Here is a 13334-nt window from a genome sequence, read left to right as displayed (position 1 = left end):
ATTTTATAATCCCCTTGTAAATTCGCCAGTTATAAAGTCTACCACTTTGGAAAGATCACCTGTTTCTTCAAAAACGGTTAATTGTTTGTCTGCTCCGGTTCCATTTTTCAAAATTTCATGAACATAATTAATATCTTCACGGCTTCCTAATTCATCAACAACATCATCAATAAAATCTAACAATTCTAAGATAAGCATTTTGGTTTCCACTTCTTTTTGCAATCCAAAATCAATCATATTATTATCAATTCCATAACGAGCTGCACGAAATTTATTTTCCTTTATCAAAGCCAATCGATAAATATTGAAACTCGTATTATTCATATTTAATTTGTAGAGTTTAGCCACAATTGCTTGAATAATTGCTACAATACAAATAGTTTCATCAACCGTTAAACACATATCACAAATCCTGAATTCTATCGTATTATAAAACGGATGCAATCGTAAATCCCACCAAATTTTCTTTGGATTATCAATACAATTTGTTTTTACCAAAGTATCTAAGTAGTTCTCATAGGAACTTACCGAGTCAAAATATTCCGGCAATCCAGTTCTTGGAAATTTGTCAAAAACTTTAGTTCTAAACGACTTATAGCCTGTTTTTCTACCTTCCCAAAAAGGGGAATTTGTCGAAAGTGCAAATATGTGAGGCAAGAAATAGGTCGCTTGATTCATCAACTGCAAACCAATTTCACGATTTTCAATTCCTACATGACAATGCATTCCAAAAATCAAATTAGATCGTGCCGCATCCTGCAATTCATTAACAATATCGTGGTATCTGGGGTCATCAGTTATGGGTTGATCCTGCCATTTTGAAAAAGGATGCGTTCCGGCACCACCAACAATAAGATCTTGTTTATCCGCTAATTCAACAATTTTAGAACGTAAAAACCGAATCTCATTTTTGGCATCATTAACACTATGACAAATATTAGTTCCTACTTCCACCACAGATTGATGCATTTCAGCCTTAACTTGCTCATTCAAAATTATTTTGGCACCATCAACAATTTTTGATAAATGCGACCGCAAATCTCTTGTTTCAGGGTCAATAATTTGGTATTCTTCTTCCACACCAAGTGTGAAAATGGGTAATTTTTTCATTAATTTATTTTTTTAGGAGCTAATTCCTGCTTTCTATTTCAATCTTTTTTGTCCTGAAAAAGTTCAGGACAAAAAAGGATTTTCACTGCAATCAGGGCTAGGGCATTCGACAATCGATAGATTCTTATTTCCCTCCAGCAGCATCTTTTATAAAAGTTCCCCAAGTCAAATTTATCTTTCCTGGCTTTTGTTTTTTTGCGGCAGCGATAGCCATTTTTGCAGCTTCTTCAACCACCCATTCAAAATTCTCAGCACCCACCGAAGTCAATTCAGCATCAGGCGCGGGATTTCCAAAATCAATAGCATATGGTATTCCGCCACGAACTGCGAATTCTACCGTATTAAAGTCATATCCTAAACCTTTGCAAAGGCGTAAAGTGTAGTCTTTTATAGTTGCTAATAATTTTTTATCTACCGGCGGACCATCAATTACATAACGCAAATGATGTGGATTTCTTGGTTCGTATTGCATAATTCGAACAGCTTTACACCCCAAACAATACACCCTGAAATACTCCGTAAAAACAATTTCTTCTTGTAACATCATCACTAGTTGCCCAGTTTCCTGATGTTTTTCCCAAAACTCTTCTTTGTTTTCTAATCTGTAAACATTTTTCCAACCGCCACCAGCATAGGGTTTCATATAAGCTGGAAATCCTATGTAATCAAAGATTCCTTCCCAGTCCATTGGGTATTTTAAATTTCGGAATGATTTTCCGGTGGTATCAGTAGGATGTTCCGCTGAAGGAAGAATTACCGTATTAGGCAACGGAACTCCAAGGGTATCAGCCAAAGCATTGTTGAAAAATTTATCATCAGCACTCCACCAAAAAGGATTGTTAATTACGTTAGTTCCTGTTAAAGCAGCATTTTTTAGATAAGCGCGATAAAAAGGAACGTCTTGCGAAATTCGGTCAATAATTACAGCATATTCTCCGTCTTTATTTTGAACCACTTTATCAATAGCAACCGCTTCAGCAATGATTCCTTTTTCGTTTTTTGAATTGACACGATCAATAAATGCTTGCGGAAAGGTGTCTTCCATTCCAAATAAAATTCCTATTTTTTTCATCTTGATGTGTTTATGATTTTAAAAAAATTTAATTCTTGACAAATAATGTGGAAACATTTCTTTCCAAACAGGCCAGTCGTGCTTTCGTTCCTGGCGAATATCCAGCCAGTGATGTATGTTTCGGTCACTTAAAACTTTGCTTAATTTTAGATTAGCATCAAAACAAATATCCCAATTAGAAGTTCCTAAAACGATATCCATATTCCACAATTCATAATCATCAAGTCCGTACAGATAGTCTTCAGGACTGTTATAAAAAACATCATCATTGTGAAAACCATCCATAAAACTTTTAATATTGAAAGCACCACTCATCGAGAACATATGGCTCACATAACCAGGGTGACGAAAAGCAAAATTTGCCGCATGATAACCTCCAAAACTGCAACCTGCTACAGCAACTTTTCCTGAGGAAGTATTATTTTTTACCTTTTCAACAATTTCATGACAAATCATTTTATCATACCTGACATGATTTTCTATACGATGTATGGGATGAATATTTTTATTGTAAAAACTGTCTTTGTCTATACTGTCTGGACAAAATATTTGGATTAAACCCTGATCGATATACCACCTTGCGGAATCAATCAATCCCATATCTTTATTTTCATGGTAACTACCCATCGAAGTAGGAAATAAAATAATAGGATATCCTGCGTGTCCAAAAACTAACATTTCAATATCCCTGTTAAGATTGTGTGAATGCCATTTGAAATATTCTTCCTTCATAACTTTATTTTTAACAATTATAATGAAAAAAATCGTGCAAACAACATAAATATTTATGCTTAATTAAGATTTATTATATAAAACATTACGATTATCAAATCTTAATTAAATTGTAAAATTTGAATCAATTTCCTGCTGTTTTTTAAATTATAAACAACAAATCGATTCCTTTTAACATATTTCTAAAAACAAAAAAATCTAACAATTTCAAAAAAAACCGATGGGATTGTACTAAAATTAGGACTTTACATCCCTTTAACCAAATAATGCAAAAAAATAGGATTACTTTTTTTTAATTATTGTTTTGATTCAAACAATTGGACTTGACTTTTTAGTCTTTCAATTAGCATACTCATCATTCTTTTATTGATATTAGATGAGTTTTTTATGTAAATGGCATACTCATCTAAAGTAAATAATGCGATTATCATTCCTTTCAAAGCATTTCTAAACTTGATGTCTTTTTGGACTGCATTTTCTATCACCGATAATTTTTTTTCAACGGTATAGCTATAAAAGTCAGCTTTGTTTTTTGCTACATAATTAATGAATGAAGCTATAAACAAATCGTTTTGCAACTTTAAAACAGGTCTAAGTACTTCATTTTGAAATGATTCTTCTGTTGAGGATTGATTGGTTACAGAGCCTATAGTTTGTCCTCTAAATTCTTTTAAAAAAGTATCGCGTTCGCTCATGTTTTTTTCTTTAAAAATAGAGAAAATAGCCATAAGAAAAGTTTATTTTTGTAGATATAAAGAAAAAATATGCGATTTCATACTAGGAAATGGGTAAAACCAGAAGATTTAAATCCTAACGGAACTTTATTTGGTGGTAAATTATTAGCTTGGATAGATGAAGAATTGGCTTTATACACCATCATCCAATTAGAAAACACCAGAATTGTAACCAAACACATGTCGGAAATCAACTTCAGAAGCTCAGCAAAACAAGGTGATATTATAGAAATTGGGATTGATGTTTTAAAATTTGGAAATACTTCGCTAACACTAAAATGTGAAGCTAGAAACATGATGACACGCGAAACAATTATCACGATTGATCACACTACAATGGTAAATTTAGATGATAACGGAAAACCAAAGGCACACGGTAAAACCGAAATTGAATTTGTTAAGAATCGTTTGTAATTAGATTTGATATTATCGCTTTTACTTTGAAAATCGATTAAGGATTTCCATTGTTTTATCAGTGTCTTTTTTATCTACAAAAATATGGTCGTGATAAAAAGCGGCTACCACATTACAACTTATTCCTTCCTGCGAAAGAGCATTAGAAAAAGCAGCGGTTAATCCAACAGCTTCCAGTGAAGAATGAACTGTTAAAGTAACCCAAGAAGCAATAAAAGAATATTCTAATTTTAGACTATCGGCAAGTTCCTTCTTGATCACTATGGTAGTACCTTCCTGCTCTTTGAATGTCATCATGATATCGTTAAGATTTAGATTTGCCAAATCATGAACCACACAAAAAACATATTCTCCTAAAATATGTTCCGGTTTCATTGTTTTAAGCAACTTCTCTAAGTCTTTTTCTCCGCTCATTTTAATGTAGAATGTATTTAATTTTTTTTATACTTTGAAATCATTTTCGGATACCGTTTCAAAAATTTCCAAGTCAAAATATCCAACAGAAGCAATAATATGATCGAATATATCCGACATGATGTACTCATAATTCTCAAATCGTTTGTCATGTGAAAATGCGTAAACCTCAAGTGGAACTCCATGTGAAGTTGATTGCAATTGACGACAAAGCATCAGCATGTCTTTATTTAATCCCGGATAATTGAATAAATATTCCGTAATATACTTTCGAAACAAGCCTAAATTGGTCAAATTTCGACCATTGATAGCGATTGATTTGTCGATTTTATTGAGAGCATTATACTCGTCAATTTCTAATTTCCTAGAGTCTATATAATCCGATATAAGATGTATTTTCTTCAAGTCACTTAATTCTGCTTCTTCCAAAAATCGAATACTACTAGTTTTAATAAGAATATGTCTTTTGATACGTCTTCCATCTGAATTTAGCATTCCGCGCCAGTTTTGAAACGAATCGGAACTTAAACTGTATGTTGGAATTGTGGTAGTGGTATTGTCAAAATTTCGAACTTTTACTGTTGCCAAATTGATTTCAATTACATCTCCATCGGCACCAAATCTATCCATCGTAATCCAGTCACCAATTCTAACCATATCATTTATGGATACTTGAACGCTGGAAACAAAACCTAAAATCGTATCTCTAAAAATCAAGATTATTACAGCAGAAACAGCTCCCAAAATGGTTAAAAGCTCTTTTTGGTCAATATCAAATAATTTAGAAATAATAACCGTAATCCCAACAGCCCATAAGACAATCATGATTACCTGAATAAAACTATCAATAGGTTTGTCGCTGTATCTTGGTTTTAGCTTTAAATAATCACGTAAAGCATTGAAAATGGTTCGGACAATCCATAAAACAAGTAATACTATATAAATGCCTACAAGTTTTCCAAAAACACCTTCCCAATATTCATATCGTTCCAGAATAATTGGAACCGATTTATAAATAAACAATAGCGGAATTAAATGTGCAATGTATTTAGCCGTTTTATTGGATACTAATAAATCATCAAATTTTGTTTTAGTTTTCTGGGCGATTACCGCCATAATCGTTACCAAAATAAGACGGAAAACAACATAAATTGCATATGCCAATACGCAAAGCATAACAATATTTATAAGCAGACTCAGATAAGAAGCAAAACTGCTCCCCAATCCCCATTTTCTGAATATAGGATATAGAAAATTGAATATTTTTTCTATTAATTTATACATTTTTCAAGTATTTTCTTTCTATGTAAAAAGTCCCAAAAGGAGGAATTGACGCAATACAAATGATAAAATACTTTTTGAAATCCCACTTTTCACTAAACTTTAAAATTGTTGCCAAAATAATGTAGGCAGTAAATAATACGCCGTGAGCCATTCCAATGTGTTTGACATAAATAGGATCATTAAAAATGTATTTCATTGGCATAGCAAAGAAAAATAACAGTAAGGCAGATATACCTTCTACTATTGCTGTAATCTTAAAAATCTTAAGCATTTATTTTTTTTTAAGTAATAATTGACAAAATTAAGTATTATCATTGATTTTCGAGGCATGGATTCCCAAAGTAAATTACTTTTGTATTCTTAAACTTTGATAATGAGCAAACGCGATTTAAAAAAATACTTGGCTGAACTTAATAAAGAGCAACTCGAAGAGCAAATTATTGAATTGTACGAGAAATTCAGTCCCGTAAAAGTCTATTATAATTTTGTTTTTAATCCAAAGGAAGAAACGCTTTTGCAGGAATGCAAACTCAAAATTTCCAATGAATATTATCCTTTGAAAAAAGCAGGAAGACGCAGTAAACCCAAAATGAGGCGTTCTGTTGCTCAAAAGTACATTAAGCATTTCATACTTTTAGGTGTAGATCCATTCATAATTGCTGATGTAATGCTGTATAATATTGAAATTGCACAAACATTCTCCTCAGAACATATTGTAAAACAAGACTTGTTTTTTAAGAGTATGTTCAATTCTTTTGAGCAAGCCGTTATTTTCTTGATTGCAAATGGAATCCTCAATGATTTCAAAACAAGAATAATAAGAATACATACCGAAACTATTGAACAAAAATGGTACAACGAACCCGAGTTCAATGCTATAATAGAACGATTTGAATATTGAACAGTTGCATAATTCAATTTTATTTAATCAATCCTATTTTTTTTAATTAAAATTGACAATTAAACTGTTTTTTAGGTGTATTTTTGCAAAAATCCAATAATAAGCAATGTCCCAAAACACTTTAGAAATAGAAATCGAAGACAAAAAAGAACTTTATGCGTACCAACAAGGCGATATTGATGCCATATTTGAACGTATAGATAATGCTCCGCCACAACACCATTTGTTATACCAATTGCCTACTGGTGGTGGAAAAACAGTAGTATTCTCAGAAATAGTACGCCGTTATTTATCACAACACGATAAAAAAGTAGTTGTTTTAACACACCGAATAGAGTTGTGTAAGCAAACATCAAAAATGTTGAAAGGTTTTGATGTAAAAAACAAAATCATCAACAGTAAAGTAAAAGAACTTCCGGACCAAAACGATTATTCTTGTTTTGTGGCCATGGTCGAAACTTTGAAAAACCGTATCAACGATGAAAAATTACATTTGGATAATGTAGGATTAGTAATCATCGATGAGGCACATTACAATTCATTCCGAAAATTATTAAGCTCTTTCAAAAATGCGTTTATATTAGGAGTTACCGCGACACCTTTAAGTTCAAATATTAAATTGCCAATGCATGAAAGCTACGATGAGTTAATCGTAGGCGACACCATTAGCTCGTTGATTGCAAATGGATTTTTAGCGAAAGCGGTTACCTATAGCTATGATGTGGGTTTAACCTCTCTAAAAGTAGGTATCAACGGGGATTACACGGTTAAATCATCGGATGATTTATACACGAATATGGCTATGCAGGAAAAATTATTGCATGCGTATACTGAGAAATCTTTGGGCAAGAAAACCTTAATTTTCAATAATGGTATTAATACCTCTTTATATGTATATGAAACGTTTAGAGAAGCAGGTTATGCCATCCGTCACTTAGATAACACCAGTAATAACGAGGAAAGAAAAGATATTTTACATTGGTTTAAGCACACGCCGGATGCCATTTTGACTTCAGTTGGAATTCTTACCACAGGTTTTGATGAGCCTACTGTAGAAACTATAATTTTAAACAGAGCGACAAAATCATTGACATTATATTACCAAATGATTGGTCGTGGTTCCAGAAAATTACCTAATAAAGATACTTTTAGCGTTATCGATTTAGGAAATAATGCAGCACGATTTGGACTATGGAGTGAGCCGGTAAACTGGCAACACATCTTTAAATCACCGGAGTTTTATTTAGAAAATTTACGTGATGATACGGAGATTGAATTGTACTTCAAATACAGTATGCCTCCTGAAATCCGTGCAAAATTTAGTAAAACCGAAGTAGTAACTTTTGATGTTGATGAAGAACATAAACTCATTATCAAACAAAATTTGCGTTCTAAAGAAGTTTTGGAAAAATCATTAGAGCAGCACGCGGCCATGTGCGTAGACAATTCGGATACATTACAAGAAGCAAAAGCATTAGGAAAATTGCTGGATGATGATATCGATTGCCGCATCAAGCGTTATTCAAAATGTTTGAGTCAGTGCAGTAAAAATTACCGCGAATGGCTTGTTGACGATTACAAATTAAAACTGGTATTGTTAACAGGGAAAAAATATCGTGAGAAAATCATGAACGAACCAGATGAAGATTAATTTCTTTTCAAGGAGCTAATCCCGCTGTACACTATATCTGTTGTGGTCTCGTAGAAAAACGAGACCACAACAGGATGCCGTTTCCATCGGGGCTAAAATTACGTTTACAAAACAACTATTTTTTATAAAATATAAAATCCAAAAAAATGCCAAAACAATTCTCTGATTTAGGAATTTCAGCACCAATATTAAAAGCGATTACCGAATTGAAAATTGTTGTACCAACAGAGATTCAACAAAAAACAATTCCGTTACTTTTATCAAACACTACGGATTTGGTTGGACTAGCAAAAACCGGTACAGGAAAAACGGCGGCTTTTGGATTGCCTATTTTACAATTAATTGACACTGACTTACCAGTGATACAAGCTGTTATCTTGGTTCCAACTCGTGAATTAGGGCACCAAATTTTTAGAAACTTAGAAGATTTTGCTAAATATTTACCTCAAGTTTCTATTGCAGCAACTTGTGGAGGAATCCCAATAAAACCGCAAATCGAAAGGCTTTCATTGCCAACGCACATTGTTGTGGCAACTCCAGGAAGATTAATTGATTTAATTCAGCGCAAAGCAATAAACTTAAAAGAAACCAAATTTCTTGTGCTCGATGAAGCGGATGAAATGGTGACTATTTTAAAAGAAAGTTTAGATGAAATTGTTGCGGAGTTACCTGCAACTCATAATACTTTTTTATTCTCGGCAACCATGCCTGGAACCATAAAACAGTTAATTCAAAACTATTTGAATAAAAATGTTGTACAAGTTAGCGCCAACATGGAAACGATAGGGAACCAAGGGATTGACCATGAATATATTGTGGTGGATCCTATTGAAAAACTAGATGTTTTGATGCATTTCCTGAATTCTAAAGAAGGAGAGCGCGGAATTATCTTTTGTAAAACAAAAGCAGCGGTCAATAAATTAGCTAAAAACTTAGCTATCAATAGGTTTTCGTCAGGTGCATTGCACGGCAGTTTATCGCAAGGAATTAGAGATAGAATCATGGAGCAATTCCGTGATGGACATATCAATATATTAGTTGCGACAGATTTAGCTGCAAGAGGAATTGACGTAAAGGAAATCTCTTATGTGGTAAATTATCATTTGCCAGATGTTTACGAAGCATACGTACATCGTAGTGGTAGAACGGCAAGAGCAGGAGCAAAGGGGCTTTCTTTAACGGTTTTACAGCCAGAAGAGGTAGTTGAAATTGCTGATTTCGAAAAAGAATTAGGAATTAAATTTACCCAGTTCAAAAAACCAACTGTTGCCAGCATCGAAGAAAACAATACTTTGTTATGGGCGAAGCAAATTTTCAAGACAAAACCCAACCATGATGTTGCTGCAGAATTAAAAGAAAAAATAAAAACAGTTTTTCATCATTTGACTAAAGATGAATTAATCGAAAAATTATTAGCTAACTATTTGTTGCAAAACAAAAATGAGCCAACTGAAAAACCGGTTAAAAGACAAAAAATGAAGTAAAATTTATAAGTTATTTAATACTTGTTAATTTAATTACATCCATAAATAGCTTATATTTATGGATGTTTTTTTTGATTGAATATTAAATAATACTTTATGGAAATTGTAATAATAGGTGGAGGATTTGCAGGAATTAATCTTGCTAAAGAACTGGTAAATGAAAAAGGAATTAATGTAACTTTAGTAGATAAAAACAATTATAATTTTTTTGCACCACTAATATATCAGGTTGCTACCGCTTTTTTGGAACCGTCAAGTATCAGTTATCCCTTTCGAAAATTTTTCTCTGGAAAAAAGAATCTACAATTCCGTCTGGGAAATTTATTAAAAGTAAATCCTTCTGAAAATAAAATCATTCTCAACAATGGAGAATTAGCATACGATTACCTAGTTTTTGCCACTGGTGCCGAAACAAGTTATTTTGGAATGGAAAACGTAAAGAAAAATGCTATTCCAATGAAAACGCTGAATGATGCAATCGTGATGCGTAATACATTACTAAAAAATTTGGAAAAAGCAGCCATTTGCAAAGACATTCGCGAACGCAGAAAATTGTTAACGATTGTAGTTGCCGGTGGCGGCCCGACAGGAGTTGAAGTGTCAGGAATGTTTGCTGAAATGCGTAAAAATATTATGCTAAAAGAATATCCTGAATTAAGTACTACAGCAAGTAATATTTATCTGGTTGATGGCGCCAATGCTGTGTTATCTCCAATGAGTAAAGCGTCGCAGGAAGATACGCTGGAAGCGCTGACAAAATTAGGTGTTGTGGTAAAATTAAACACTACTGTGGTGGATTATATTGATGACACCGTGTATTTTGGAAATGGTGAAACCATTCAAACCAAGAACTTAATTTGGGCCGCGGGAGTTTCTGCAAAAGTTTTCGAAGGAATTCCAGCAGAAAGTTATGGCCGCGGAAAACGAATGGCTACTGATGCCTTCAACAAAGTGAATGCTACTGAAAATATCTATGCGATAGGGGATACTTGTATTCAACTTACAGATGCTGATTTCCCAAATGGACATCCGCAAGTAGCACAAGTTGCGATTCAACAAGGGATAAATTTGGCTAATAACTTTAAACGAATGAGTCAAAAAAAGCCATTAAAACCCTTTAAATATAATGATAAAGGATCTATGGCTATAATTGGGAAAAATAAGGCTGTAGTTGATTTACCAAAACCAAAAATGCATTTCAAAGGTTTTTTTGCCTGGATAATATGGTTGTTTATTCACCTGATTTCATTAATAACGTATCGCAACAGAGTGAAAACGTTCTTTAATTGGATGATTGCTTATTTCGCAAAAGATCAATCTTTACGTATGATTATCAGACCTGATAAAAAAATCAAAACGGAGCCAAAACAACAATAAATCAAATCTATAATTAATGAACTATCGCAATTCCCTCATCGTGAGAAGTTGTGATAGTTTTTTTTATGTTTCGTTTTCCGAAAATTAAAATTATCAATGCTAGAATTGTTGTAACTGCCATAATGATAACCATTGGCAACATCGAATTTTTTACAAAAATACCAACGGCAAAAGATGCTAAAGCACCTAATCCTAACTGAATCGCACCCATTAATGCAGAAGCACTTCCCGCATTTCTTGAAAAAGGAGCAAGGGTAAGTCCCGCTGTATTGGGATTTGAAATTCCTAAGCACGCTAAAAATAAAAACAACATAGCAATAGTTTCGTATAAGCCTAAAAGATCATTCATGGCCAAAATAAGAAATGAAATACTAATGAAAGATTGTGAAATTAAAGCACCATAAATCATTTGTTCACTCGTGAATTTTCTTAGCAAGAATGAATTAAGCTGGCTTGCACCAATGAAACTTAATGACATAAAAGCAAATATCCAACCGTATGTTTTTCCGTCAACTTTAAAAATATCCATAAATAAAATAGGAGAGGCCGCAACATAAGTAAACAAGCCGGAGAAAGCTATGGCGCCAGTAAAAGCATAGGTATAAAACTGAGGCTCTTTTACAATACTGATGAAATTTGTAATAATTGGTTTTGGTTTTAATGAAATTGAAGTGTCTGGTTTAAATGTGTTTGGCAAACCAATTTGAGCTGCTAAAAGAATTAAAATCCCCATACACATCAATATAAAAAAGACTGTATGCCAGCCATAATCTTCGGTAATATAACCTCCAACTGTAGGCGCTAACATTGGTGAAAGCCCTACAACTAACATTAGTAAAGAAAATACTTTTGGAATATCTTTTACTGGAAACAAATCCCGAACCATAGATACAGAAGCTACTGTCGCTGCACAACTACCAATAGCCTGAATAAATCGTAATCCAATAAAAGTATCAATATCAGTTACAAAAACACAACCTAATGACGCTAATATGTAAACTAATAGCCCTATAAATAAAGGTTTTTTTCTGCCAAAACGGTCTAATAATGGTCCGTAAAGCAATTGTCCTGCGGAAATTCCTATAAAATAACTGGACAAAGTCATCGAAACATTGGCAACCGAAGTATTCAAGTCTTTAGCAATCCCAGCAAATCCCGGTAGATACATATCAATTGAAAAAGGACCTAAAGCTGTTAGTGAGCCTAAAATCAGGATCAATTTGATATATCTTGTTTTTGTCATTTCGGAATTGCTCATGAAAATTGGGTTTTTTTAATTTTTTGCAAAGGTAAATAATTAAGACCCGAATCGAGACACTTTCCTACTTTATATAACAAATTGAAATCAATCAATCATTAAAAAGAAAACAGCAATTTAAATATTGATTAAATAAGATTCCTTATACATTTTTTGATAAACATCTTTGCTAAACATAAAGAGTTGGGATGGTCTTTTTGAAACACCTACTTGTTTTTCATCCAAGGCAATAATATACTTTTTCGTTAGCAGTTTTCTCCTGAAATTGCGATTGTCAATTTCATTTTCTAGTATAGATTGATAAGTGTCCTGCAATTCATTGAAGGTGAATTTGTCTGGTAAAAGTTCAAAAATAATAGGTTTGTATAGTGCTTTTTCTTTTAAATCAGCATAGGCTTCATTGATAATATCTTTGTGATCAAATCCCAATTCCGGTAAATCATTCACAGGAAACCACTGTGCTTCATATCTGTTATTTTCTAAATTCACTTCTTGAGTTTTCAATAAAAAATAATACGCGATTGTTATGGTACGTTGGTTGAAATTTTCATTTTGGGCCCAAATAATATCTTTTTCATTCATCAACCGATTTGGATCTCCAAAAACTTTAAATTGTTTTTTATAAACATTATCAAGTCCTGTTAACTCCTTCAAAACTCGGGTTGCAGTTTCATCTATGGTTTCCTGCTCAAATGTATGGTAGCCCGTAAGAACATAATCGTCAACAAGAGGTTCTAAATTTTCTTTAGATTCTAAATAGCGTTTTATCAATAATACGTTAAGAGATTTAGTAGTGCCGTCAAAACCAAAAACGACGCAGTCTACAGATATATTTGGAATTATTTTAGACATAATAAAGAGTGAGAATATAAATAATTTTTGAGAAAGGCAATGTTACGCAAC

The 13334-nt window shown here is 32.9% G+C and carries 14 protein-coding genes; 5 read left to right on the top strand and 9 right to left on the bottom strand.

From position 1 onward, the window contains the following. Nucleotides 1–3: 3 nt before the first annotated feature. The 4 genes from ACXX80_RS12700 to ACXX80_RS12685 all read right to left on the bottom strand — a co-directional run bounded on the left by ACXX80_RS12700 (nt 4) and on the right by ACXX80_RS12685 (nt 3609). Complete coding sequence (locus tag ACXX80_RS12700; protein ID WP_458553515.1) at nt 4–1110, bottom strand: carboxylate-amine ligase; 1107 nt, start codon at nt 1108–1110, stop codon at nt 4–6. Between the two features lie 124 nt (nt 1111–1234). After that, nucleotides 1235–2182, bottom strand: a complete 948-nt coding sequence (locus ACXX80_RS12695) for an ATP-grasp domain-containing protein (RefSeq protein WP_458553514.1) — start codon at nt 2180–2182, stop codon at nt 1235–1237. 18 nt (nt 2183–2200) lie between these two features. Then, nucleotides 2201–2914, bottom strand: a complete 714-nt coding sequence (locus ACXX80_RS12690) for an esterase family protein (protein WP_458553513.1) — start codon at nt 2912–2914, stop codon at nt 2201–2203. A gap of 296 nt (nt 2915–3210) precedes the next feature. Continuing rightward, complete coding sequence (locus ACXX80_RS12685; protein WP_458554101.1) at nt 3211–3609, bottom strand: glyoxalase; 399 nt, start codon at nt 3607–3609, stop codon at nt 3211–3213. A gap of 69 nt (nt 3610–3678) precedes the next feature. Between ACXX80_RS12685 and ACXX80_RS12680 the strand changes: the two genes are divergently transcribed. Beyond that, nucleotides 3679–4062, top strand: a complete 384-nt coding sequence (locus ACXX80_RS12680; protein ID WP_458553512.1) for an acyl-CoA thioesterase — start codon at nt 3679–3681, stop codon at nt 4060–4062. Nucleotides 4063–4083: 21 nt separating this feature from the next. Here the strand turns inward: ACXX80_RS12680 and ACXX80_RS12675 are convergent, their stop codons facing one another. From ACXX80_RS12675 to ACXX80_RS12665, 3 genes are read right to left on the bottom strand one after another with little or no spacing between them, the layout of a single operon-like run. After that, the gene (locus ACXX80_RS12675) at nt 4084–4476 is read right to left on the bottom strand and encodes an ACT domain-containing protein (protein WP_458553511.1); all 393 of its coding nucleotides are present in this window, start codon (nt 4474–4476) and stop codon (nt 4084–4086) included. A 27-nt stretch (nt 4477–4503) separates the two neighbouring features. Further along, a complete protein-coding gene (locus tag ACXX80_RS12670; RefSeq protein ID WP_458553510.1) occupies nt 4504–5760 on the bottom strand; it encodes a mechanosensitive ion channel family protein in 1257 nt (418 codons plus the stop codon). After that, nucleotides 5753–6031, bottom strand: coding sequence for a DUF3817 domain-containing protein (locus ACXX80_RS12665; RefSeq protein ID WP_458553509.1), 279 nt, complete (start codon nt 6029–6031; stop codon nt 5753–5755). The genes ACXX80_RS12670 and ACXX80_RS12665 overlap by 8 nt, the downstream gene beginning before the upstream one ends. Before the next feature lie 102 nt (nt 6032–6133). On the opposite strand from ACXX80_RS12665, the gene ACXX80_RS12660 reads away from it, so the two are divergent. From ACXX80_RS12660 to ACXX80_RS12645, 4 genes are all read left to right on the top strand, one after another. Then, nucleotides 6134–6661 carry a DUF6155 family protein gene (locus ACXX80_RS12660; RefSeq protein WP_458553508.1) on the top strand — a complete coding sequence of 176 codons (528 nt, stop codon included), beginning with the start codon at nt 6134–6136 and terminating at the stop codon, nt 6659–6661. Nucleotides 6662–6767: 106 nt separating this feature from the next. Then, nucleotides 6768–8312 (top strand): DEAD/DEAH box helicase, encoded by a 1545-nt coding sequence (locus ACXX80_RS12655; RefSeq protein ID WP_417965622.1) that lies wholly within the window; start codon nt 6768–6770, stop codon nt 8310–8312. A gap of 146 nt (nt 8313–8458) precedes the next feature. Further along, nucleotides 8459–9796 carry a DEAD/DEAH box helicase gene (locus tag ACXX80_RS12650; RefSeq protein ID WP_458553507.1) on the top strand — a complete coding sequence of 446 codons (1338 nt, stop codon included), beginning with the start codon at nt 8459–8461 and terminating at the stop codon, nt 9794–9796. Nucleotides 9797–9892: 96 nt separating this feature from the next. After that, nucleotides 9893–11173 (top strand): NAD(P)/FAD-dependent oxidoreductase, encoded by a 1281-nt coding sequence (locus ACXX80_RS12645; RefSeq protein WP_458553506.1) that lies wholly within the window; start codon nt 9893–9895, stop codon nt 11171–11173. 13 nt (nt 11174–11186) lie between these two features. On the opposite strand, the gene ACXX80_RS12640 is transcribed toward ACXX80_RS12645, so the two are convergent. Next, entirely contained in the window at nt 11187–12416 is a 1230-nt protein-coding gene (locus tag ACXX80_RS12640; protein ID WP_417982511.1) for a multidrug effflux MFS transporter, read from the bottom strand. A gap of 132 nt (nt 12417–12548) precedes the next feature. Then, the gene (locus ACXX80_RS12635; protein WP_458553505.1) at nt 12549–13283 is read right to left on the bottom strand and encodes an NUDIX hydrolase; all 735 of its coding nucleotides are present in this window, start codon (nt 13281–13283) and stop codon (nt 12549–12551) included. Nucleotides 13284–13334 lie beyond the last annotated feature (51 nt).

It is taken from the genome of Flavobacterium sp. GNP002, from assembly GCF_054343795.1.
Note: the sequence above shows the minus strand (reverse complement) of the source record. Positions and strands in the feature narration are given on the sequence as shown.